Annotated in this window: 19 protein-coding genes and 1 pseudogene; 12 read left to right on the top strand and 8 right to left on the bottom strand. The window is 60.5% G+C overall.

Features of this window, described 5'->3' with window-relative positions; translation table 11 throughout:
* Positions 1-29: 29 nt before the first annotated feature.
* The 4 genes from RA24_RS12545 (at position 30) to RA24_RS12560 (ending at position 5,073) form a co-directional block, all read left to right on the top strand.
* The gene (locus RA24_RS12545; RefSeq protein WP_019295386.1) at positions 30-977 is read left to right on the top strand and encodes an ABC transporter substrate-binding protein; all 948 of its coding nucleotides are present in this window, start codon (positions 30-32) and stop codon (positions 975-977) included.
* Positions 978-1,047: 70 nt separating this feature from the next.
* Positions 1,048-2,079: a quaternary amine ABC transporter ATP-binding protein gene (locus RA24_RS12550; protein WP_019295387.1), complete on the top strand. Its 1,032-nt coding sequence runs from the start codon at positions 1,048-1,050 to the stop codon at positions 2,077-2,079.
* Complete coding sequence (locus RA24_RS12555; RefSeq protein ID WP_039151916.1) at positions 2,076-4,040, top strand: ABC transporter permease; 1,965 nt, start codon at positions 2,076-2,078, stop codon at positions 4,038-4,040. The genes RA24_RS12550 and RA24_RS12555 overlap by 4 nt, the downstream gene beginning before the upstream one ends.
* 64 nt (positions 4,041-4,104) lie before the next feature.
* A complete protein-coding gene (locus tag RA24_RS12560) occupies positions 4,105-5,073 on the top strand; it encodes a GlxA family transcriptional regulator (RefSeq protein WP_241480942.1) in 969 nt (322 codons plus the stop codon).
* A 123-nt stretch (positions 5,074-5,196) separates the two neighbouring features.
* Here RA24_RS12560 and RA24_RS12565 read toward each other — a convergent pair whose 3' ends face one another.
* From RA24_RS12565 to RA24_RS12580, 4 genes are all read right to left on the bottom strand, one after another.
* Entirely contained in the window at positions 5,197-6,528 is a 1,332-nt protein-coding gene (locus RA24_RS12565) for a TRAP transporter large permease (protein ID WP_019295390.1), read from the bottom strand.
* Position 6,529: 1 nt separating this feature from the next.
* Positions 6,530-7,066: a TRAP transporter small permease gene (locus RA24_RS12570; protein WP_039151912.1), complete on the bottom strand. Its 537-nt coding sequence runs from the start codon at positions 7,064-7,066 to the stop codon at positions 6,530-6,532.
* 96 nt (positions 7,067-7,162) lie between these two features.
* Entirely contained in the window at positions 7,163-8,212 is a 1,050-nt protein-coding gene (locus RA24_RS12575; protein ID WP_019295392.1) for a TRAP transporter substrate-binding protein, read from the bottom strand.
* A 24-nt stretch (positions 8,213-8,236) separates the two neighbouring features.
* Complete coding sequence (locus RA24_RS12580) at positions 8,237-9,286, bottom strand: diaminopropionate ammonia-lyase (protein ID WP_039191921.1); 1,050 nt, start codon at positions 9,284-9,286, stop codon at positions 8,237-8,239.
* A gap of 102 nt (positions 9,287-9,388) precedes the next feature.
* Here RA24_RS12580 and RA24_RS12585 point away from each other — a divergent pair, with 102 nt between their 5' ends.
* Together RA24_RS12585 and RA24_RS22010 are read left to right on the top strand one after the other, a co-directional pair.
* Entirely contained in the window at positions 9,389-9,853 is a 465-nt protein-coding gene (locus RA24_RS12585) for an Lrp/AsnC family transcriptional regulator (RefSeq protein WP_019295395.1), read from the top strand.
* 512 nt (positions 9,854-10,365) lie between these two features.
* Positions 10,366-11,164 (top strand): annotated as a pseudogene (locus RA24_RS22010) (IS5 family transposase).
* 211 nt (positions 11,165-11,375) lie between these two features.
* Here RA24_RS22010 and RA24_RS12600 read toward each other — a convergent pair.
* The 3 genes from RA24_RS12600 to RA24_RS12610 form a co-directional block, all read right to left on the bottom strand.
* Positions 11,376-12,632: a membrane protein gene (locus tag RA24_RS12600; RefSeq protein ID WP_019296425.1), complete on the bottom strand. Its 1,257-nt coding sequence runs from the start codon at positions 12,630-12,632 to the stop codon at positions 11,376-11,378.
* Positions 12,629-14,074 (bottom strand): hypothetical protein, encoded by a 1,446-nt coding sequence (locus tag RA24_RS12605; RefSeq protein ID WP_039191924.1) that lies wholly within the window; start codon positions 14,072-14,074, stop codon positions 12,629-12,631. Before RA24_RS12605 ends, RA24_RS12600 begins: the two co-directional genes overlap by 4 nt.
* Before the next feature lie 132 nt (positions 14,075-14,206).
* Positions 14,207-14,821: a response regulator gene (locus RA24_RS12610; protein WP_039151902.1), complete on the bottom strand. Its 615-nt coding sequence runs from the start codon at positions 14,819-14,821 to the stop codon at positions 14,207-14,209.
* 247 nt (positions 14,822-15,068) lie between these two features.
* Here RA24_RS12610 and RA24_RS12615 point away from each other — a divergent pair, with 247 nt between their 5' ends.
* The 4 genes from RA24_RS12615 (at position 15,069) to RA24_RS12630 (ending at position 20,558) form a co-directional block, all read left to right on the top strand.
* Positions 15,069-16,460: a WecB/TagA/CpsF family glycosyltransferase gene (locus tag RA24_RS12615; protein ID WP_039191928.1), complete on the top strand. Its 1,392-nt coding sequence runs from the start codon at positions 15,069-15,071 to the stop codon at positions 16,458-16,460.
* A 23-nt stretch (positions 16,461-16,483) separates the two neighbouring features.
* Positions 16,484-17,371 carry a UTP--glucose-1-phosphate uridylyltransferase gene (locus RA24_RS12620; RefSeq protein WP_039174188.1) on the top strand — a complete coding sequence of 296 codons (888 nt, stop codon included), beginning with the start codon at positions 16,484-16,486 and terminating at the stop codon, positions 17,369-17,371.
* Positions 17,372-17,473: 102 nt separating this feature from the next.
* Positions 17,474-17,980, top strand: a complete 507-nt coding sequence (locus tag RA24_RS12625) for a molybdopterin-dependent oxidoreductase (RefSeq protein WP_019296430.1) — start codon at positions 17,474-17,476, stop codon at positions 17,978-17,980.
* A 55-nt stretch (positions 17,981-18,035) separates the two neighbouring features.
* Positions 18,036-20,558 (top strand): hybrid sensor histidine kinase/response regulator, encoded by a 2,523-nt coding sequence (locus tag RA24_RS12630; protein ID WP_039151955.1) that lies wholly within the window; start codon positions 18,036-18,038, stop codon positions 20,556-20,558.
* On the opposite strand, the gene RA24_RS12635 is transcribed toward RA24_RS12630, so the two are convergent.
* A complete protein-coding gene (locus RA24_RS12635) occupies positions 20,555-21,751 on the bottom strand; it encodes a polysaccharide biosynthesis/export family protein (RefSeq protein ID WP_036762037.1) in 1,197 nt (398 codons plus the stop codon). The two genes, RA24_RS12630 and RA24_RS12635, sit on opposite strands and share 4 nt — an antisense overlap.
* A gap of 201 nt (positions 21,752-21,952) precedes the next feature.
* Between RA24_RS12635 and RA24_RS12640 the strand changes: the two genes are divergently transcribed.
* Together RA24_RS12640 and RA24_RS12645 are read left to right on the top strand one after the other, a co-directional pair.
* A complete protein-coding gene (locus tag RA24_RS12640; protein ID WP_019296433.1) occupies positions 21,953-23,188 on the top strand; it encodes an oligosaccharide flippase family protein in 1,236 nt (411 codons plus the stop codon).
* A 3-nt stretch (positions 23,189-23,191) separates the two neighbouring features.
* On the top strand, positions 23,192-24,115 hold the full coding sequence (locus RA24_RS12645) for a glycosyltransferase family 2 protein (protein ID WP_039191930.1): 924 nt from the start codon (positions 23,192-23,194) through the stop codon (positions 24,113-24,115).
* Positions 24,116-24,125: the final 10 nt, after the last annotated feature.

A 24,125-nucleotide genomic window follows, 5' to 3' on the forward strand; every position in this document is an offset into this window, starting at 1 on the left:
ACCGGGGCTGCGACAACAGGGAGACACACATGAAATTCCGGAACCACCTTATGGCCAGTGCTGCGGCCTTGGCGATGGCAGCTCCGATGGCGATGGCCGAAGACTCCTCCGATCCCATCATCATTCCAATTCACAACTGGTCCAGCCAGATTGTGATGAGTCACGTTGTCGGCCAGATCTTCGAGTCGATGGGCAACAATGTCGAATACGTCTCGACCGATAGCCAGGCAGTCTATGAATCTGTGCGCCTGGGTGACGTGACACTGGAATTGGAAGTTTGGGAAGGTGCATTCGGCAAATCATTCAACGAAGCACTGGCCAAGGGCGGCCTGCACGACGCAGGTGACCACAACGCGGTCACCCGCGAGGACTGGTGGTATCCGGCCTGGACCAAGGAAGCCTGCCCGGGATTGCCGAGCTGGGAGGCTCTGAACGACTGCGCAGCGGTCTTCGCTACTCCGGAAACCGGTGACAAGGGCCGCTTCTTGGGCGGACCTGTTGACTGGCTCAAACATGATGCCGAGCGCGTGGAAGCGCTGGACATGAACTTCACCGTGGTAAACGCAGGCTCTGCATCCGCCCTGTGGGCCGAAGTGGCAGCGGCTGAGAAAACCAAGAAACCGGTTGTTATCTTCAACTGGACCCCGAACTTCGCCGAAGCTGTCTGGCCGGGCGAGTTTGTCGAGTTCCCAGCCTGGGAAAACGGCTGCGACAAGGACCCAGCGGTCGGGCCAAACCCGGATGCCACTTACGATTGCGGCAACCCGGCAAACGGCTATCTCAAGAAGGCCGCCTGGGACGGCATGAAGGACAAATGGCCAGCGGCCTACGAAACGCTGACCCAGATAAGTTTCACCAATCCGCAGATCGCCGAGATGGCCAAGCTGGTCGACATTGACGAGATGGAACCTGAAGACGCCGCCGCCGAGTGGCTGGAGGCCAATGAGGATCTCTGGAAACCCTGGACCGGTTCCTGACGTCCGCTTTTCTCTCCAACTCACCGGGGCGGTTCACTGCCCCGGATTTCTTACTAACGAAAGTAGACCCATGACCGCCGCCTCCCCCGTCATTTCCTGCAAGAACGTCTGGAAGCTGTTTGGCGCCAATCCGGAACAGTACCTGAAATCGCTGACCGGCAACCCCGGCTTTGATGAAATCCGTCAGGCTGGCTACATCGCTGCGGTGCGGGATGTGTCGCTGGACATTGCCCAGGGAGAGATGCTGGTGATCATGGGGTTGTCCGGCTCTGGCAAATCGACCTTTGTGCGCTGCCTTTCGCGGCTGATCGACATCACCGGCGGCGAAGTTCAGGTCGAAGGGCGGAACATTGGCGAAATGTCCGAGAAAGAGCTGATTGACCTGCGCCGCAACAAGATGGGCATGGTGTTCCAAAGCTTCGGACTGCTGCCGCACCGCACCGTGCTGGACAATGTCGCTTTTCCGTTGGAGATGCGCGGCCAGGACCGCCATGCGCGGCGCGCCCGCGCGCTGGAAGTGATCGAACTGGTGGGCCTCTCAGGCCGCGAAGACTATTTTCCAAGGGAACTCTCAGGTGGCCAGCAGCAGCGCGTCGGCATCGCACGAAGCCTGGCGATCGAACCCGATATCTGGTTCCTGGACGAGCCGTTTTCTGCACTGGACCCTCTGATCCGCCGCGAAATGCAAGACGAGTTCCTGCGCCTGCAGGAAATGCTGGGCAAGACCATTGTCTTTATCACCCATGATTTCGACGAGGCGCTGCGCCTGGCTGACCGCATCGCCATCATGAAGGACGGCGTGGTCGAGCAATGCGACACCCCCGATCAGATCGTGCTGAATCCGGCCACCGAATATGTCGCCAAGTTCACCGAAGAGATCGAGAAATCACGCGTTGTCCACGCTGGTGTTCTGGCGCGCGATGTGAACGGTCACAGCCTGACAGGCGCACCAGTCGGAGAAAAACAGACCATCTTGGAACTCGCACGGCTGCTGGTCAATGACAGCCGCGACTTCCTGCCGGTAGCCAACAATGCAGGCAGTTTGATCGGCGCAATGAACCGCCAGGAAGCACTGGATGTGCTTCTGGGAGAGGCATCATGACGGATCAAGCCATAATACTGACTGGAAAACCACAGACCTGGACACGGGCCAGAACCGGCTGGGCACTGTTCGCGCTGGCCTGTGTTCTGGCCGCCGGAAATTATGTCCTGCCTGCCGGCTTGGTGCGGCCGCCGGAGTGGCTGATCCTACCCTTCGCTGACTGGATCAACGCGATCTTTGTTTTTCTGCGCGACGATCTGGGTCTGCTCTATCTGACCCGAGCCTTTGCCGATGGGGTCGAATGGCTGCTCGATGTGACTGCCAACCTGCTGTACGGCAAAAACCGCTGGCCCCGCGTCGGCCCCATTCCATGGACCGTGATCGCTAGCATCGGCTTTGTCATAGGCTATGCCCTGCAGGGCTGGCGGCTGTCACTTCTGACCGGAGGCACTTTTGTTTGGATCGCCGTCATGGGCCAGTGGAAATGGGCGATGGAGACCCTTTCCGTGATCGTCGTTGCAGCCCCTTTCTCTATCCTGTTCGGCCTTGTGATGGGCATTCTCGCCTGGCGTTCCAAGACGTTTGAACGGATCCTGAATCCCGTTCTTAACGTTGCGCAAAGCCTGCCGCATTTCGCCTACATGATCCCGGTGGTGGTCTTCATCGGTGTCGGACCCAAGGCAGGCGCCATTGTCACCATCATCTTCTCAGTTCCGCCTATGATCCGCATGTCGCTGCTGGGGCTGCGAAAGGTTCCGCACGAGGTGATCGAAAGCGGCCATATGTGCGGCTCAACCCGCTGGCAGCTATTGCGCTATGTACGTATTCCAACAGCGCGGACCGAGATTCTGGTCGGCGTGAACCAAGTGATCATGCAATGCTTGGCGATGGTGGTGCTGGCCAGCTTTATCGGCATGCCGGGCCTGGGTCAGAAGCTGCTGCAGCTGCTGCAGGCGCTGAAGATCGGCCGTTCAGTTGAAATCGGCATCACTATCGTTCTGCTGGCCGTCATGTTGGACCGCTGCACCAAGGCCTGGGCCATCAAACAGCCTGAGCACTTTGAAAAAGGCACATCCTTTGTTGTCCGCCATAAGTTCTTGCTGCTTGGCATCGGCCTGTCCCTGGCCTGTCTGGTGCTCGCACAATTTTTGCCGCTGATGGATCAGGTCGGCCGCCGAGACGCCTTCACGATTTCCAAGCCGATTGACGCTGTGGCGGACTGGTTCATCGTTCTGATCGACCCGGTCACCCAATGGTTGCGCTGGTTCCTGATTACCTGGGTTCTTATTCCAATCCGCGATGCTTTCCTGTGGATGCCGTATGCCGCGGTACTGGCTCTGCTGGCAGCGGTAGGCTGGGCCATCGGTGGCTTGCGCTCTGCACTGGTGTGTCTGGCGTTCTTCGGCCTTATCGCCATCTCCGGCTGGTGGGACCGTGCCATGATCACCGTCTATACAGTCGTCGTCGCTGTCTGTATTGCCGCAGCAATGGGCTTCCCGCTGGGGATATGGGGCTCTTTCAATGAAAAGCGCGCCAGCGTCGCCCTGCTAATCTGTGACACCCTGCAAACATTCCCCAGCTTCATCTACCTGATCCCGGTGGTTATGCTGTTCGGCGTCAATGACGTGGCTGTGGTTGGCGCAGTCGTCCTGTTCGCAGCGGTACCGCTGGTGCGCTACACAATCGAAGGGCTGCGCCAGGTGCCGGAAACCCTGATCGAGGCGGCCGACATGTCCGGAGCTACCCGTATGCAGACCCTGTGGAAGGTGCGGCTGCCGATGGCGCTGCCGACGATCATGGTCGGGGTCAACCAGTCGGTGATGTTCTCGTTGTTCATGGTGATCATCGCCGCCTTTATCGGCACCCAGGATCTCGGCCAAGAAATGCAGCGGGCACTGTCTTCCACAGATGTGGGCAAGGGGCTGGTGCTGGGCCTGGCCGTCGCTTTCATGGGACTGATGGTGGACCATTTGGTCACCACTTGGGCGCGGTCCAAGAAAGAAGCCCTGGGATTGGAGTAATGTCATGACCTTGCATTCCAGCGACTTCGGACCTGCACCGCACCGCCGCATCGGCTTCCTGTTGTTGCCGGGCTTTCCCTTGGCCTGCCTGAGTTCAGCCGTTGAACCATTGCGGAGCGCTAATGAGATTGCAGGACGTCAGGTCTTCACCTGGAGCCTGATAACCGAGACCTGCGCTCCTGCGACAGCTTCTGCCGGTATGGAGTTTTCTGCGGATTTCAGCCTGGCAGAGATTGAGGGACTTGACTGCCTGTTCCTGCTGTCCGGGCCGGAAGCGGTTTTAGAGGATCCGGTCTCAAGCTCAGGCCGATTGCGTTTCCTGGCCCGTCACGGCGTCGCCCTTGGTGCGGTCGCAGGCGGTGTCTTCCCGCTTGCCCGAAGCGGTGTTCTGTCCGGGCGGCGCTGTGCCGTGCATTGGAGCTACCGGGCCGCCTTTGAAACCGCCTTTCCGGATTGCACGGTTGTAGACAGGCTGGCTGTGCGTGACGGTTCGGTGCTCACAGTTTCCGGAGCGTCGGCCATGTTCGAGGTATGCCTGGAGTTAGTCTGCCACGCTTTGGGTGAGGCTGCAATGAACGAGGTTGCCTGCATTTTGCAGCACCCCATCATCCGCAGCGCAAACAGTCGGCAGAAAGTTCCGGTGCTGCAAAGCGGCCGGACGGTTGACGAAATGCCGCCAGCGGTCAAACAGGCGATGTCTATCTTTTTGGAAAACGTTGAGTCCCCTGTCGGCATCCGCGATGTCGCCCGCATGGCCGGCATCTCTCCCCGGCAGCTGGAGCGCAGCTTCCGCACTGCCACCGGCCTCAGCCCTGGCGAATACTACCGCCGCCAACGCCTGAAGGCCGCCCGGCAAATGGTGCGTCATTCCTGGGACAGCATCTCAGACATCGCCCATGCCGTCGGCTATGCCAGTTCATCAACGCTGACTCTGCATTATCGAAAGTTCTACGGAATCACACCAGTTCAGGACCGCAAACAGACGTTCCGTCCTGACACCCGTGAGCCGGTCGGCATAATCGCAGTTCCGTAGTAGCAGCTGAGGCAGGAGCTTTTTTGAGCGCCGGCTGGGTACTTGAAGGATGCTATTTCCTCCGGTTGCGGCCGCCACAATGAGGCGAAGCAAACGCTCCGCCTCATTGTGGTGCATACCGCTTTACAGCGCTGCAAGGTCTCTCAGGAACAGGGCAATCCCCGGGACAAAGATCAGCAGTGCCGTCATCAGCGCCAGGATCAGGAAGAACGGCAGCGTGCCGCGGATCACCTGCAGATAGGGTTTGTTGAAGATCGCAATGGCCGTGAAGATGTCGCAGCCGAACGGCGGTGTCGCCGATCCGATCGCCATCTGCAGCGTGATCATGACCCCCACCAGCACCGGGTCCAGGCCGGAGGCGTCGATGATTGGCACGAAGATCGGCGTCAGGATCACCAGCACCACCAGCGAGTCGACAAACATGCAGCCGACAAAGAAGCACAGCGCGATGATGAACAGGATGTACTCGTGCGAGGCGCCTTCGAGGTTGAGCGGCTCCAGCAGCCCCTGCGGCACCTGCTCAAAGGAGATGTACCAGGAGAACGCCTGCCCTGCCCCGACCAGGATGAAGACAACCGCGGTGATCAGCCCGGTGCTGAGCGCGGAATCCAGCACGTCGTCCAGCTTCAGCTCGCGGTAGATCACGCATTCCACGATCAGCGCATAAAGCACCGAGAAGGACGCCGCCTCGGTTGGTGTCACCGCACCGGAATAGATGCCGCCGACGATCAGCACCGGGAAGCCAAGCGGCAGGATCGCCTTCCTGATCGCCGCCCGCCGCTCCGCGCCCGTGGCTTTGGGCACCAGCGAGATCAGATCGCCCTGCCAGACGCTGTAGAAGTAGCAGTAGACCGAGAACAGCAGCGCCAGCACGATGCCCGGGCCGATGCCGGCGATGAACAGTTCGCCGACGCTGGTATTGGCGAGGGTGCCATAGAGGATCATGCCGATGCTGGGCGGTATCAGAAAGGCGATGTCACTGGCGTTGATGATCAGGGCCATGACAAAGCTGTCCTTGTAGCCGGCCTTGAGAAGCCGCGGCCGCATGATCTGGCCGATTGACACCACCGTAGCCTGGGTCGAGCCGGAAACAGAACCGAACAGGGTGCAAGCGATACAGGCGGTGATCGGCAAGCCGGCGCGGCGGTGGCCGACATAGGCCTGGATCAGCCCCAGAAGGTTATTGGCAGTGTGGCCGCGCGCCATGATGTCTGCAGCCAGGATGAACATCGGCACCGCAATCAGCGCATTGGGGGAAATCCCGGTCACCATCTGCTGGATCACCACGCCGGTGTCGCTCTGCGAGAAGTGGACAAGGCCAATCAGAGTCGCCACCACCAGCGGCACAACCATCGGGTAGCTGAGGAACAGCAGCAGCACCATCGGAACCACCAATGCCGCAGTGATGACATAGGTATCCAGTTCACCCGCAAGGATATCGTTCAGAAAATCCATGTCAGACCCCGATCTCTTCGGCTTCGCTTTCCTCAACCTCATAGGACAGCCAGGTTCCTTCGTGAGTGAGGTTCATCAGAAAGGCGATCAGATACTGCAGCCCGGCCATCGCCAGGCCGACGGGGATCACGGCATAGATGATATAGACCGGAAACTGCAGCGCCGGGCTCAGCCGGTTCACAGCCTTAATCTCCAGCACATAGAACACCGCCTGATAGGCCAGAAACATCAAGAGCGCGCTGGTAGTGAAGGTGATCAACATCATCAGCACCTTGCGCCCACGCGGCGGCAGAGTGTCATAAGCAGCCGTCATCCGAATGTTGCGCCCCTTTCGGACCGCATAGGCAAATCCGACGAAAGTCACCGCAACGATCAGAAACTGGTTCAGCTCTTCCGAGAAGAACAGGCTCTTGCCAAAGCCGTAGCGGCCGATTGCGTTGGCGGTGGAATTCAGCATCATCAGAAGGATCGCCAGGATGATGACGGTCTTCTCGATGAGCTCGGTGCCTTTGCTCAGAGCAAGCAGCAGGGTCTTCATCTCTTTCTCCCCGCGCGCCTGCGCGGCGCGCGCTCCAAGGAAAGGCGCGGTCCTCCCTCATCGGGAAGCCGCGCCCTCCAGATTCAGTAAGCCGGATTAGTTGGCGGCCGCGACATCTGCGAGAACACCTTCCAGGATCGCCTTGGCGCCATCGCGGGCGTCGGCTTTCTCTGCGTCGCCGTAAGCATTTTCGACAACGGTATAGAAGGTTTCATGCAGCGTGGTGCTCAGCTCTTCGAACACGGCGCGTTCTTCCTCGGTCAGCACCACAACTTCCAGCTCCGGGCGCTCTGCCTTGATCTTTTCCATGTTCTCGGCGTTGATCGAGATCTGGTAGTCATGCGCCGCCTGTTCCGCTGCTGCGATCGCGGTGCGGACCATCTCCTGCTGCTCGGCCGGCAGACCGCTGAACCATTCGCTGTTGGTCGACACTGTACCAACATAAGGCTGCTGGCCCGGGAAGATCAGGTAGTCCTGCACTTCATGCCACTTGGCGTTGTAGATGAAGTAGACCGGGTTCACCATGCCATCGACGGTCTTCAGCTGCAGCGCGCCATAGACCTCGCCCCAGGACAGCGGCGTCGGGTTGGCGCCGAATGCCTTGTAGGTTTCCACCGGAATGGTCGAGGTGAAAGTGCGGATTTTCTGGCCGTCGAAATCTTCCGGCGAGCGGATCGGCTTGTTGGCGCCCCAGGCCATCTCGCCTTCGGAAATCATGGTCAGCAGCTTGAGGTTCACTTTCTCGAACTTCTCGCTCAGCCCCTCATAGATGGTCGGGCTGGTGGTCAGCACCTTGCGGATCACATCGGTGTCGCCGCCCAGCACATAGGGCAGATCCAGAACCTGCGCCTCGGGAACATAGGAACCAAGGTGGCCGGTACCCACGGACACGAATTGCACGGTGCCCTTGGAGGTCAGCTCGACAATGTCATTCTCGGTGCCCAGTTGGCCGTAGTAGTAGATACGCACCTTGATGTCGCCGTCCGACTGCTCTTTGATGCTGTCGGCAAAGGCTTGGGCAAAGATGTCCTGGACGTCGCCTTTGTCTTCCTCAGACGCGAATTTCCAGGTGTCCGCGACAGCTGATGTTGCCAGGCCGGCAACCAGCACTGCCGATGACAGCAGCTTGCGGGTGAAGTTAGTCATGTGGATAGTCCTCTCCTTCGCCGCCTAAGCGGCGCCTTCCGAAATGATCACTAGGGGGCGGAATGCCTTGCCTTGATCAGGAACTGGTGCCTCTTTGCAAAGCGCGCCGTATCCGGCTGCGCCCGAAGGGGTGGTTTCGATGCCGAGGGCAGCGACCGCGCTGGCGGCGGCCTCGCCTTCTTCTTCCGACAGTGTCACGTAGGACACGCCGGCTTTTTCCAGCGCGTGCCAGGCCACGATCGAGGGTTCCTTGCAGTCGAGCCGGCCCATGCTGGAGTCAGGGCCATCAGCGCGGGTGGGCGCGCCGGCTTTGTGGCTGGTTTGCAGACAAGCCGCCGCGTCCGGCTCAACCACGATCAGCTCGGGCTGCTGGGCCCAGTTGTGGCGGATCATATAGGCCATCGCCGCAGCCAGGCCGCCGACCCCCGCCTGCAGATAAACATGGGTGGGCCAATTACCGGAGGCTTCAAACTCTGCCCGCATTTCCTCGGCGATGACGCAATAGCCTTCCATCACCCATTTCGGGATCTCGGTGTAGCCTTCCCAGGTTCCGTCAGCCAGCAGCACCGCACCGCTCTCCCCGGCGTCAGCAATCGCCGCAGCAACGCTTTCGTCATAAACATCACCGGAGCGTACCACTTCTGCACCCAGCTCCCGCAGGCGCCCGGCAAAGCTTTCCGGTACAGTTTTTGCCAGATGGATACGCGCCTTGGCGCCCGTCGCACGGGCACCGGCCGCAACACCCATCCCGTGATTGCCGGCACTAGCGCAAACAAAGGTATAGTCTGCGGCAAAGGCGCGGACATCGCCGTCCTTCAGGCGCTCCAGCGGCAACGTCTCGCCGGTCTGCTGCTGCCAGGCCTGGGCCAGGATCCGTGCGACCGCGTAAGGCGCTCCCAGCGCCTTGAAGGCGCCAAGCCCCATCCGGCCGGTTTCGTCTTTGGCCAGAACGGTTACATCATTCGGGCCGCGCAGAGTGCGCAGCGGTGAGGCCTCGTAATTTTCTTGCGCCTGGAAGAAGTCTAGGGCGCGTTCGAAAGCCGGGCTGAAGCTGAGAGTGTCTGAATGTTCCATGGTCAGGAAATTACCACAGGCCGATTGCTTGAATTTTTCATCATCGGCGGTATGGTCGATAAAATTTCTCTGCCTGAATGGCTGCAGTGGCGGGTTTGACTCATGACAACCAATCTGGATGAAGCCGACCTGACCATTCTGCGCCTGTTGCAGAAAGACTGCCGAATCGGCCTGGAGCAACTGGCGCAGGAGTGTTCTCTATCCGTCCCCTCCGTGCAGCGGCGGCTGAAGAAGCTGCGGGAGTCGGACCTGATCCAGCAGGAAGTCGCTATCCTCAACCCTGCGCGCTTCAGCTACAAGATGACTTTTGTGGTACTGGTTGAACTGGACCGGGAATCGCTGGATCAGCTGGATCACTTTCGAAAGCGCGCCAAGGCTGATCCCCAAGTGCAGCAATGCTATTATGTGACGGGCGACGCCGATTTCATCCTGATCTGTACCGCCCAGGACATGCAGGATTTCGAGGCGCTGACACACCGGCTGTTCTTTGAGAATTCCAATGTGCGCCGGTTCCGGACCTCTGTGGCGATGGAGCGTACCAAAGTCGGGATGGCATTGCCGATCTGAGTGCAGCGGTACCAAGCAGACTGAGAGCATCGGTTCGGTTACCGCACTAGCTGCGCCGCATGCTTCGTTTCCTACGAAGCGGCGGGAACACCTTCGGTTCCTAATCCGTGCTCGGTAAATTGGTGATCGCCAGCGGCACACCGAGGTTAAGCCCTGATATTTACAGAGCCCGCCAGTGGTCCTTGATGATCAGCATTAAATCCGGATCAGCGCAAGCGGGGTACTTGTTCAGATACATCAGGGTCTGGCCCAACGGTTCTCAGGTCCGGGCACACAGTGCCCGAGTGAAGTAGAGCTTGTTCTTGCCCCAGCAGTCGGCTGACCACTAAGTTGGGGCGTACATAGAAGTAAGGGTCTTCGTGATAGAGTTCACTGGCTTCGATCCAGTAGAGGTCATTCAAAATCGCCAGCGCCAGTATAGGAACCGAAGCCACTCAATTCGCCCGGTAGGGTCAGGACCCATTGATTTCCGGTTGTCTGCGTGTTTCACGGTTCCAAAGACGAGCGGTGACATGTCTGATCTTTTCTGGTCGAGCGACACGCAGATGGCGCGTCTTGAACCCTTCTTTCCCAAGTCCCACGGCAAGCCGCGTGTTGATGACCGGCGGGTATTGAGCGGCATTATTTATTATTCGCAATGGCTTGCGGTGGCGTAATGCTCCGGCGGCCTATGGCCCGCTCAAGACGTTGTACAACCGGTGGAAACGGTGGAGCGACAAGGGTATCTTCGCCCGGATGATGGCCGGTCTGGCCGCGGAACACGGCGAAGAGAAGACTGTGATGATCGACGCGACCTATCTGAAGGCACACCGCACAGCGGCCAGTTTGGGCGTCAAGTGAAGCGGGCCAGGAATTGATCCGGGGGATCAATTCCCTGCTGAACGGGGGCGTGGCCGCCTGATTGGTCGAACCAAAGGCGGCATGAATACCAAGCTGCACGCCATCTGCGACAGCCAGGGACGCCCGCTGGACCTGTTCGTTACAGCTGGGCAAGTCAGCGACTACATCGGCGCCCGCGCTTTGGTGGGCGGCTTGCCAAGGGTGGAAAGGCTGCTGGGAGATCGAGGCCATGATGCTGATTGGTTCCGAGAAGCGTTGAAAGACAAAGGGATACGCGCCTGCATCCCCGACCGGAAACAGCGGAAGAAACCGGTGAAACACGACAAGCGCCGTTACAACCGCCGCAATCGGATAGAGATCATGTTTGGCAGGTTGAAGGATTGGCAGCGCGTGGCGACCCGATACGATACGTGCCCGAAGGTATTCCCATCAGCAATCGCCCTCGCAGCAATGGTCAGCTATTGGCTATGAACCCTGACCCTAATGCGAAGCATCTGTTCAACTGCAAAATGCAGACAAGCAGGCATTAATTTCAGAACTGTCGACGGCGGCTTCGTCCCGCTCACTGCTAGTCCAAGCCCGACCAGGCGAACGGCCGCTGTCTCGGAGATCAGCCGTTCAAGCAAGCTGCAGCGGTATCAGCGACCCGGGCGAATTCTTCCAGCAGGAAACCGCTACTGGCCTAAGCCGCCCCGGCTTCGCGAAGATGAACGCCAAGCAAGATCAGGCCCGGCCAAAGCATATAGGCTTCGATTTCAATATTCTCCCCGAAAGAGAGCAGCACCATTGTCATCAGTATTCCCAGCGGCAGGCGGCCGCGCGCGTGTTTTGCTGCATCCGCCATGACAAAGCCGATGTGCCAAACCAGCGGAATGAGCAGTGCGGCAAAACCGGCAGCCCCCTTAACGAACAGCAGCCCGTACCAGGTGTGATGGCTGCCGATGGGCATGTATTCCACGGCATGGGACCCGGGTTGAACTGTGCCGTGGCCAAACCAGAAGGCTTCGGTCTGCCAGCGCTCGCTGGCGATCCGCTGCAGTGTTTCGCGGACCCGGGTGCTGTCTGCCCGGGCCCCCTTGAACGCGGCCACCGCATCCGCGACCAGCGCCGCCAAGGTTCCGCCGGTGATGGCCAATGAGGCGGTCAGCCCTGCCGTTACATGCCAGGCCCAGCCGCGCAGGATCAGGGGCATCATGCGCGGCGCAACGGTGCAGGCCACCAGCCCCACCAGCCCCATTCGAGATTTTGACGCCAAAATCATCAGGACCCCGGCAACCACACCGGCCAGCATCCACTTTCGGTTTTTTTCTTCCAGCGCAAACAGCACCATGATGACGCCCAAGAGGGCCGCGAAGGGAGACCAGGGGGCGTAGAATTGCCAGCGCGGTGTCCAGCTGGCCGGATCATAGGTGAACAGGTAGACACTGAAATACTCCGGACCCGGCCCGCCAACTGCCTTCAACGGCGACGTGAAGATCTGTTCCGGCAGGCCAAGGTAGGGCGCTGCCAGCAGAACCGGTGCCAGCGCCAGCGTCCAGGCCCCGATCACGCACTGACCGCGGATCAGGACCTCGCGGCGGATCGGCAGCGCCGCACCAACCAGCGGGAACAGCGCCAGCAGAGCCCAGCCTTTGGCCCAGCCGATCGAGGACTTGATTGTCTTCTTGAGGCCGAGCCCCCAGTCGAGGTGCCCGATCCACAGCGCAATCAGCAAAATGGCCATGCCGATGATCCAGGCCCAGATCAGCACCGGAACCGGACCGGTAGCACGCAAGTCGGGCCGGAACGCTGGGCCAAGGTAGAGTGCCAGCACCGCCAGAGCGCCGAGAACCCAGGCCAGAACCGGGCCCACGACGTATAGCGCACCAACGGCGTAGAAGGGCCAAGTCAGGACCATGGAGCGGTAGATCATCCGCTCTGCCGGGTTTTGCAGGGTCATGCTTCGGCTGCCTTGGGCGCGGCCAGAAGACGGCCGATGACAGCGGATCTGATCCAGCCCAGCAGCAGCGCGATCACAAGCATGAAGGTGGCCGCTGCCCCGGCGGCAAAGGCGAGCTTACGGTCAGGCGACGAGGGGCGCTCGGGAAGGGACGGGTTTTCGAGTATCTGAACCAGCGGGTATGAGGCATAAACATCCGATTTCGTCGACTGGGTTCGGGCGATGGCAGAAGCAAACACTGCTTCAGCCACAGAGAAATCTCGCTGCAAATCCTTCAGCCGTGCTGCGCTAGCCGCCAGTTGTTGCAGCCGGGTCTGCTCGAACACCAGACGCTGAGCCAAAGCTTCATACTGCCGGGCTGTGCCCATGCGCTCTGCATCCATCCGCACAAGCTGAGCCAACAACTCTGCCCGCGCCCCGTCCGGGGCCAAATCAAGCCTTTTCAGCTCATCAATTTGGATACCTGTCACTGCCGCTGCCTGTTGGCTTGCACTGTGTTCCGCCGCAGCCTGGGCTGCACGTGCGGCTTGCACCTTCGGGTGCCCTTCACCGTAGGACGCACGGGCTTCGGCCAGTTTTGCAGCATGGATGGCGCTTTCGTCTTCCAGAGCGAGGAAGTCTGCATCGGCAAAGAGTTTCAGGGTTGCGGCCGCGGCGGAGGCCTGGATGCCCAAGGTTTGCTCAAGCGCGGCAACGCTTTGTGTCTTTTCCTCAAGAATACCGGCAATGTCCTCAACCCGGCCTTCCAGTTCGCGGGTGTCTTCGACCATTGCATCGAACTCCTCGCCAGACAGCAGCCCGGAGGATTTCTGAAGTTTGCCGATGTCAGAGCGTGTGGCAGCAACTGAACTCTGGTAATCACCAATGGCGGCCAGACCGCTGTCCTCGCGGGTGGCTTGCTCATCCTTTCGCAGCGCGTCCAGTTCTTCGAAGAAAGCCTGCAGCAGGGCATTGCCGCGCTGCTGGGCGTTTTCTGCGCTGGGGCCTGTCATTTCAACGTGGATCAGGCTGGTTTGATCCACCAGCCGGATCCGCGGCTTGCCGAATTCACGGCGTGTCAGCCCCATCGCGCTGGCAGCCGCGGCGAGGATACGGTCAGCACCAATCAGGCGCTTGTATGTTTCGGTCGGGCTGACGGAGTTGCTAGCAAATGCGGAATTGGCATAGGAAGACGCCTGCCCAATACCATTGAGGTTCATTGAGGCTGACGCCCCGGACCCTGGCAGGATGAGCGACGCATGCGATTTGAAGGCAAGCGGTGCGGTTTGCAGATAACCGTTGATCGGCGCCCAGACGAGTGCCAGCCCAAGCAGCAAGAATGCCAGGTAGCGGCGGATGCGGCTGGTGTCGCCCAAACGCCCGCCGACGATGATGCGGCGGAGAGATATCCGGTGCCAAAGCCGCCGCGGAGCATCAAATTTTCCGGCAAGTTTCTGCAGCATGTCAGTCTCCTTCAACCAGAGACTATCCCGGCACCTTACCCGCCGCGCTTGCGCGCAAGGCTATCCCGGTGCGCATCCGTATTCGCGGCTATCCGTTGGAGTAGGTTTTAGGGCTGCGCCTCCCGCAGGCAGTCAGAAAAGCCCCGCCTCACGCGCGGCCAGTGCTGCCTGGGTGCGGTTTGCCACTTCCAGCTTGCGGTACAGCGTTTTCATGTGCAGCTTCACGGTCGGTTCGGTAATGTCCAGATCGCGGGCGATTTCCTTGTTGGACTTGCCCTCGGTCAGGCCTTTCAGAACCTGAAGCTCCCGCGGCGAGAGCTTCTCCGCCAGCGGGTGGTCTGTTTCCGGATCTGCGGCAGTCATGAAATCAATGGGTGCATATTGCTCCCCCATCGCCATGAACTTGACTGCATTGATCATTGATTTTGCCGGCAGGGTCTTTGGCACAAACCCGGCGGCGCCGGCCTCCAGCGCCTGTTCAGCGATCTGACGGGTGGCCGCACCGGACATCAGGGCAACCCGCTGCCCGTTTCTCATGGCCATCGCCCGCTTGAGGCCGGCCAGCCCGTTCATGCCGGGCATATTCAGATCCAGCAGGATCAGATCAAAGGGATCTTCGGTCTCGATCAGCTTGCATGCCTGATCCAGATCCGCCGCGGTACTGGTCTTGAAGGAACCTTGGCCTTCCAGGAACAGAACAAGCGTGTCACGCAGCAGGTCGTGGTCATCGGCAATCAGTACTCTCATAACATGCTCCTTGATCCCTGCCTCTACACGTAACGCGTGAATGCGGCGCTTGCACGGCAAAAGTCGTGTGTATTCGCCGCAGCTTGGAAAGCATTTGGATAGATTTTGATCCGGGCGGATAGGTTCGCACGCCGCAAGGCAAGCCGGGGATGCCAACGGGCCCGCGACCTGTCCTCCCGCTCCGTTGAGAGGAGCGGCCGCCTGCAACAGTCTGAGAGCAACCAATGACAGCTCAAGGACTTAGCAGATGACACTTGCATATTCCTCTTCCAGTTTCGGTGCTGCCCCAACAGTCAAAACCGACCTTCTGAACACGGCTTACCTGCCTGCTCTGGACCTCCATCTGGTTGACAGCAGCGCTGATCAGGCTGCTGCCAAGCTGCTGTCGCCTGGCCGCCGGCGCGCTTTCTTCTTGAACGCGCATTGCTGCAATATCCGCCGCCGCGACCCGCACTATGCCGAGGCTGTCGCCGGGGCGGATATCCTTCTGCCTGATGGCATCGGAGTTGAACTGGCGGCAAAGTTCACCGGTCATTCTCTGACGACCAATTTGAACGGCACCGACTTTGTGCCGCAGCTGTTGCAGCGTGCGGCCAGCATGGGCAAATCGGTCTACCTGTTCGGCGGGCGGCCGGGCGTTGCGGATGCAGCCGCGGCGCGGCTGGTCTACGACATTCCCGGCCTGCGTATTGCTGGCACCCGCGATGGGTTTTCCGGAGCGCAGGACACTAGGGCGGTTGTTGCGGACATCAACGAAAGCGGCGCCGACATCGTTCTGGTTGCGCTTGGCGTGCCGATGCAGGAGCTGTGGCTGCACCGCAATGCGAATGACCTGACAGCCAATCTCACTTTAGGGGTCGGCGCGCTGTTCGACTTTCTGTCGGGCTCGGTTGCACGGGCGCCGGAACCGGTCAGGGCTGCAAGGATGGAGTGGGGCTGGCGGCTGGCGATGGAGCCACGCCGGATGGCACGCCGCTACCTGACCGGTAACGTCAGCTTCCTGGCTCATGCCGGACTGGCTGCACTGCGGCAGAAGCGCCTCGCCGACGTCCAGCAGCGCGGTCTGGACATCACAGTTGCGGTTCTGACCCTGCTGATGCTGTCGCCGCTGCTGCTTGCGGCGGCTCTGGCGGTCAGGGCGGACAGCGGAGGACCCGCACTCTTCAAACAGACCCGGGTCGGGCTGAACGGCAAGACCTTCACCATGTTCAAGTTCCGCTCGATGACGGCAAATGCGGAAACCCGGCGCGCGGAGATCCTGCACGGCTCGGACCGGGACGGCCTCTGCTTCAAGTCGCGCCAGGATCCGCGGGTCACCCGTGTCGGCCGCTGGCTGCGCAGGAGCTCCATCGATGAGCTGCCGCAACTGTTCAACGTGCTGCGCGGGGATATGTCTATCGTCGGCCCCCGCCCGGCACTGCCGTGCGAGGTTGCAGATTACCCGCCCCGTGCGCTTGGCCGTCTGCAGGTCAAACCGGGCATCACCGGTGTCTGGCAGGTGTCAGGCAGGGCCTCTGTCGGCTTCAAGGAAATGATCGAGATGGACCTCAGCTACATTAAGGCCCGCTCGCTCAAACTGAACCTCCAGCTCATCCTCAGAACCTTTGGCGCGGTTGTTTCTGGCCGCGGCGCCTACTGACCCATTAATTTAGGAGACAAGCCATGACACATATCCGCAAAGCCGTTTTCCCCGTTGCCGGCATGGGAACCCGTTTTCTGCCTGCCACCAAATCCATCCCCAAGGAGATGCTGCCGCTGGTGGACCGACCACTGATCCAATACGCGGTGGACGAAGCGCGGGAGGCAGGGATTGTGGAGTTCGTCTTTGTCACTGCCGCAGGCAAGGGCGCGTTGGAGGATTACTTCGACACAGCCGCCGCGCTGGAAAACACATTGGAAGCGCGCGGTAAGACTGCTGCTCTGGATGCCATTGCTCTGACGCGGATGCCGGAGGGGGCTTTGTCCTTTGTTCGCCAAAGCAAGCCGTTGGGTCTTGGCCACGCTGTGGGATTGGCCGCACGCCTGGTAGGAGACGAACCCTTTGCCGTGCTGTTGCCCGATGATGTCATCCGCGCGCCGCGCGGGGCGCTGCGCCAGATGGTGGAGGCGCATGCCGTAAGCCGCGGCCACATGGTAGCAACCATGAAAGTTGGGCGCGAGCAGACCTCCTCCTATGGCATTCTGGATGTTGCGCGCGAGGCCGGAAAACTCACTCACGCCCGCGGAATGGTGGAAAAACCGGATCCTGCGCAGGCGCCATCAACACATGCCGTCGTCGGCCGTTACATTCTCGAGCCTTCGATATTCGAAGCATTGGCTGCGATTGAACCAGGCGCAGGCGGAGAACTGCAGCTGACGGACGCCATCAACGCGGACCTTCCCTCAGCAGGTGTAACCGGGTTCCGGTTTGACGGCGAACGGTTCGACTGCGGCAGTGTGCAAGGATTTGTGCAGGCGACGGCGGCCTTTGCTCTGGACCGGCCGGAACTGGCTCATGAATTGTCCGGCTTTCTTGCCGGGCGTGTCGCCCCGGTTCTGCAGGCGGCATGATTGCCGGACCTATTCGAAAGGATAGGCGGGTATCCGTCTAACCTTTTGGCGCCCGCGCCACGTCGTGCCATATCTGGGTCAATCATCAAAGGAGGCCGCGCAATGCTTTTTAAAGCGCTCAAGATAGTTGCAATTTCCGTGTTCGCCGCGCAGCCGCTGGCAGCGGGAAATCTGGACCAGCCAGCCGGAGAGGTGGTGCTGAAGGTATCTGGCACGCCGAAAGCGGAAAACGCAGGGGAAGCAGCGCAATTCGATCTGGCCATGCTGGAAGGACTGGGTGCCGTGGAGTTTGAAACGTCGACAATCTGGACGCAGGGCGTGCAGCATTTTGAAGGCGTGCCGCTGAATCAGCTGGTTGACCATCTGGGCATCACCGGAACCACGCTGCGGGCCACCGCCATCAACGACTATTCGGTGGACATCCCGCTGGCGGATGCTGTCGAAGGGGGCCCGATCATTGCCTACAAGCACAACGGCGAGGAAATGTCCGTGCGTGACAAGGGGCCGCTCTGGATTGTTTACCCTTATGACAGCAAAACCGAATATCAATCAGAGGTGGTTTATTCCCGCAGCATTTGGCAGCTCGACCGCATCGAAGTGATTGAGTAGCGAGCGCTGAACCCGGCGCTTTTGGCTTGGCTGCCTGCATTTGAGGATGATGGCAATGGCCGGCACAAAACGCAGAAAGATGTGGCTACGGTTGGCTGCTTTTTTGCTGCCCGCCCTTTTGGGCCTCGCAGCCATTGCATTTCTGGCGTTGAATGTGTCCCGCGACATCACGCGGCTGAACTCTGCCAGTTCCGACAACATTCAATGGAACCTGTCTCAGACCGAGGTGGAGTTTCTCCAGTTCGAACTTGAACTGGCGCGGGCGCTGCAGGGCGACAGCCCGGACATTCGCAGCCTCCGGCGCAAGTTCGACGTCTTTTTCAGCCGAATACGCACGCTGCAGCAGGCATCCATCTACAGCGAATTGCGCGCAGTTCCAACGTTCGCGGCCAATCTGGCGACAGTTGCAGCCTTCCTCGACCGCGCCGTCCCTGTGATTGACAGCGATGAAGGTGCCTTGCCCGCCCTATTGCCTGCGCTGGAACAGAAAACCGGGGCTGTCCGCCCGGATGTGCGGCGGCTGTCCGTATCCGGCCTCAACTATTTCGCTGAGGAGTCCGACTTCCGGCGCGAGGCCTTTTCGGGCACCCTGATGCATTTGGCGATTGCCATTGCCGCGCTGGTGGCAGCGCTCGCCGTGCTTGCCTGTTACCTGGCTGTGCTGAACGCTCAGAACGTGCGGCGCAGGACACAAGTCATCGAAGCCAGTGAGCGCATGAACATCGTGACAAGCACGTCTCTTGACGCGGTGGTCGTGGCGGATACGTCAGGGCGCATCACGGATTTCAACGCCGCTGCCGAACAGATTTTCGGCTATTCCGCGAAAGATGCAGTAGGATGCGATCTGGGCGAGCTGATTGTGCCCGAACATCACAGGGCTGCGCATCAGGCCGGTATGGCCCGCCTGCGTGAAACAGGCGAAAAGCGTGTTGTTGGAAGTGGGCGCTTCAAGCTTGAAGCGAAGCGGGCGAACGGCGAAGTTTTCCCCGTGGAGCTTGCCATACAGGCGGCGGACACCAAGGACGGGGAAATCTTCATCGCGTTCCTGCGTGATATTTCCAGTCAGGTGCAAGCAGAGGCCGAGCTTGTTCTGGCCCGCGACCGTGCCATGGCCGGCGAGAAAGCCAAAACCGATTTCCTGGCCACCATGAGCCATGAGATCCGAACCCCGTTGAATGGGCTGCTGGGTAATCTGACCCTTCTCGAGGAAACCCGGCTCAGTGCCAAGCAGTCCCGCTACATAAGAAACATGCAGACGTCCGGCAAACTGCTGATGAGCCATATTTCGGATGTTCTGGACATTACCAAATTCGACGCGGGCAAACTGCGGCTGCACATGGTGGACATGAATATCAGCACTCTGCTGAAGGACATCGTGGACAGTCTAAGCGGTGCAGCGGCGGGCAACGGCAGCACTTTGGAGTGGGGCTGGACAGGGGCACCGCTCAACTGGGTTCACGCGGATCGGGACCGCATTCAGCACATTCTGATGAACATCGTCGGCAATGCAGTCAAGTTCACGAAAAACGGGCGGATCTCCATCACCGCTCAGGCCAGTGCCGCTGAGGAGGGAAAGACCATCCTGTGCATTTCGGTACGGGATTCAGGTATAGGTATCGACCCGGGCCTGCTGCCGCATATCTTCGATGATTTCGCGACCGGAGACAGCTCCTATGACCGGGAAGTCGGGGGAACCGGGCTGGGTCTGGGGATTGCCCAGCGGTTTGTGAAAGCGCTGGGTGGCCGCATCACTGTCGAAAGCACTCCGGGAGAAGGCAGTGTCTTTGATGTCAGCTTCCCTGTTCAGGCCATTGCGGCGCCTGAGCCGAAGGGAGAGGCCCGGTTTACTGCGCCCGCCAGGAAGCGGGCAAATGTCCTGCTGGTGGAAGACAACGAGATCAATCGCCATGTCGCCCGGGAAATGCTGACAGCACAGGGGCATTTTGTGACCGAAGCGCACAACGGCCGGGAAGCGATCGAGATGGCAGAAGAAACGGGCTTTGACCTGATCTTGATGGATATCAGCATGCCGGTCATGGACGGGCGCAGCGCCGCGCGGGCGATCCGGACTGGCAGCGGCGCGTCAGCGCGCGCGCCGATTATTGCCGTGACCGCAAACGCGATGGCCGAGGAGCAGGAAGCCTTTTTGAAAGACGGCATGAATGATGTGCTGACCAAACCTTTGACGCGTGAAGGCCTGTTGCAATTGATTGCAGACCACCCTTCCCCAGCTCCGCCAGCACCGGAAGTTGCTGCGCTGCGGTCTCAGCAACTGATTGAACTGGAAGAAACGGTTGGAGCCGAGGCGTTGCTCCCCCTCTTGAACCGCTTTGCAGCTGAAATGGAAGCCTTCCTCAAAGATTTTGAGAACGGGCAGGATTTGGCTACGAATGAAACCGCAGTCGAAGCCCACCGGATTGCCGGCAGCGCCGCAACCTTCGGGCTTCCGGAGCTTCGCAGTGCGCTGATCCGTCTTGAGAAAGCGGCGCTCAGCCAGGACCGCCAAGCGGCCGAAGGCGCGCTGAGCCCGTTGAGGAAGGCCTGGGCTGCCACCAAACCGGTGCTCAACCTGACTTAGTAGTTGAAGGCGCCGATGAGGCGGCCGACCTCTCCCAGGTTGGTGATTGTGCTGTCATAGCAGGCAATGGCATCCCCGGGCAAAAGGAAGGGGTCATAATCGTCCCGGTCAGCGCGGCGCAGCAGGTCTTCGATCCTCCGCTCGATGACGACAGACACCTGTGTGACCGGATTGCGGGAGAACAGAACAGAGGACCGGTGCGCGCTGGTGGCGCGGGCGCCGCCCACGCAGTTGGTGTCCACCACCGCCTGCAGGTACCGTGTGCCATAGGGAAACTCGCGCACCTCGCGGCCAATTGCGGAGAGCGCGTTGCCGGCGGCCGGCTGGGTGAGGTTCGACAAGAAAAGCGTCACCCCCGGAGGGCTGATGGGGCTGGGCCGCATCAGGTCTTCCTGGAAGCATCCGCGGCTGGGCACATGCACCTGATCGCCTGTCAGCAGCATGATGTCGACGGCATTCTGGCCTTCGAACACTCCGCGCATGTCCAGCCGGTAAAGGCTGCTGCCGCGCCGCACCTCGACTGCCGAGATATCCGCATCCGGGCGCACCCCGCCTGCCGCACGCAATGCGGCAGACAGGTTGCGCGCTTCGGTCGAGGCCCCCAGTGCGCCCTGCCTGCGGGAATCCACTTCGTCACCTGGAACACCGCCGATTTCTACGGCTTTAGGCTCAAAGACAGCTCCTGAAACACCGACCGTGACCGAGGCAAAATCAGCTGCCCGGACCGACAGCCGCGGCCGGTCAGAGTAGAAGTCTTCGGCGATCAGTTTCGCGGCAATGTCCTCCTCGATCTGGATGGCCGTTCGGCCCTGCGCACGGATCGGTGAAAGGAAGGGAAGCTTCAGCGTGCCATCCCGCGAGATAACGTAGTCGCCATTGAAGGTCTCATCATCGCCGACACGCACGTTCACCAGGTCATTGCGGGTGAACCGCTCGCCTGCCAACGCAGCCTGCGCTGTTCCAGCGCCCTTGCCGCCGGTTCCGCCGACGGCGGGGCGGCACCTGGACTCGTTCATTGTCTGAGACTGCAGAAAACCGGATTCGCTGCGGGACACCTCCGGTTCACGGTATTGCGCCTGATACCCGTCACCAGAGGCAACCGGCTCCAGGTTGTCTGGCGGGTCGATCTGCGCGCAGCCGCTCAAAGACAAGATCGCCAGAATTGCCGTTCCATTTCTGAGGGGTTTCTTCATTGAACTGCTCGCGGGATCACTGCGGGTTGTACTGGTGATACGGAATTCGGCCACAGCGGTCGAGAGCCCGTTGATATCGCAGCGCTATCCTTTCGGATATGGAACAGTTCTGTTGCACCATTGCCCTGTCCCTGGGGGCAAGGGACAGCAGGTTCTCCAGCCCGCTATGACTTGATCCAACAGCTCTATGGACAGGTCCCGATGCCCCGCACCTTTCAAATTCCCTCCTTCGCAAAGAACCTCTTTGCCTACAGTGCGTCTGAGGCGGCTGCAAAGGTTTCGCGGCTTCTGGTGGTTGTCGCAGTGGCGCGCACGCTCGACCTGGATCAGATCGGCATTGCCGCGGCAGCCCTGGCGGCGGCCGATATTGTCAAGTCGCTGACGGAAAATGGCGTCATTCAAAAGATCATCGCGGCCCCGCAGGCTCAGCTGCAGCAGACCTGTGCTACCGCGCACCGTATTTTCTGGGTCTGGTGCGTCGGATTGTTTTTGCTTCAGTCGCTGGCGGGGCTAGTGCTTTATGCCAGCGGCGGCAGCGTCATGCTGCTGGCACTGGTGCTTCTTCTGGCGGGTGAATACCTGTTCATGCCCGCCGGGATGGTGCAGGCGGGCCTCGCCATGCGGGCAGGAAAGCTGCGCCAGACTGCAGCCATTTCGGGCACACAGATAGTGGCGTCAAACCTGATGTCGGTGGTGATGGCGCTGCTTTGGCCGTCCGCCTTGGTGCTGGTGCTGCCGCGCCTGCTGACAGCGCCGTTCTGGCTGGTCGCAATGCGCCGCCTGCATCCCTGGAGCCCCGATCCGTCCCAAGGCTATGCACCGCTGCGCCCGTTCCTAGCCTATGGGTGGGCGGTTCTGGGCGTCGAACTGGTCAAGGCGCTGCGCCTGCAGGCCGACAAGGTGATCGTGGGCGCGCTGATGGGGGCAGAGACGCTTGGCCTCTATTTCATGGCCTTCAATGCCGGTCTCAGCCTATCCAACTCCTTCACCGTGGCTTTCTCCACTGTTCTGTTCCCGCATCTCTGCGCCAGCGCCGACAAGCTGCAGGCATTGCGCCAAAGCGTGCTGCTGGCGATCGGGATCATCGCACCGGCTGTCATCACGCAGTCGCTGCTGGCACCGCTCTATGTCCCGGTTCTGTTCGGGGCGGGCTGGAAAGGCATCGAAGGTGTTGTGTCGATCCTGTGCTTGGTTGCGATCCCGACCACGCTGTGGTCCGCAACCGCGGGCTGGCTGCGGGCAAACGGCAAGCCGGGCCAGGAATTCCGGGTCACGCTTGCCACCACCGGGGCGCTGATACTGAACACCTGCCTGCTTGCGCCCCATGGTCTGACAGCGGTCGCCACAGGCTATGCCGTTGTCGCCGCGCTGATGATGACGGGCGCATCGCTGCCAACCCTTTCCAGGGCCTTCCGCCACCGCACCGCAGAGGTTTGAGACATGCCATATATTTCCGCTGTCATTCCCAGCTTCAACGCTGCCGCCACGATTCGGGAAACCCTGGCCGGGCTCCAGGCTCAAACCTGCGCCGATTGGGAGGCGATCGTGGTTGATGACGGGTCCACGGATGAGACCCGCGCCCTGGTGCGGGCCGCTGCCGCTGCCGATGCCCGGATCCAGCTGGTGCAAAACCCCGGAAAGGGCCCCAGTGCGGCCCGCAACTGCGGCGCAATGGAGCACGCCTGCGGTGATGTGATCGCGTTCTGCGATGCGGACGATATCTGGCACCGGGAAAAGCTATCGCAGCTCCGTGCGAGCTTCCGGCAGGGGGCCGCCGATGGAGCCTATGGGCGGATCGGTTTCTTCCGCGCCACCCCCGCAGATGCCAGCGTGTTTTCAACAGTTCCCGAGCAGGATCTGACCATCGCCATGCTGCTCGGGGAAAACCCGGTCTGCACCATGTCCAACTTTGCCGTGCGGCGCAGGGTCTTTGCGGCGAGCGGCGGCTTTGACGAGGCAATGGTCCACAACGAAGATCTGGAGTGGCTGATCCGCCTGGTTGGCGGCGGCGCGCGGGTGACCGGAATCGACAGCCTGCATACCTACTACCGCACTTCCGTTGGCGGATTGTCGACGGATCTTGAGGCAATGCGGGCAGGCCGTGAACAGGCAATTGCAACTGCCGCCGGTTTTGGCGTGGTTCCAAGCGCCGCCTCTCATGCCATTCACCACCGCTACCTTGCCCGCCGGGCACTTCGTCTGAATGGGGCACCGGGTTATGCGTTGAAACAATCTGTGTCCGGCATTCTCAAAAGCCCGCGCGGATTTTTTTCCCCGTTCCGCAGGGGCGGCCTGACCTTGGCCGGCTCACTGCTGGCGCCGTTCCTGCCCCGGCCCCTGCGCCGGAACCTGTTTTCCCGTTAACTTTTTCGAG

The organism is Leisingera sp. ANG-M6, assembly GCF_000813905.1.
Classification (GTDB): domain Bacteria; phylum Pseudomonadota; class Alphaproteobacteria; order Rhodobacterales; family Rhodobacteraceae; genus Leisingera.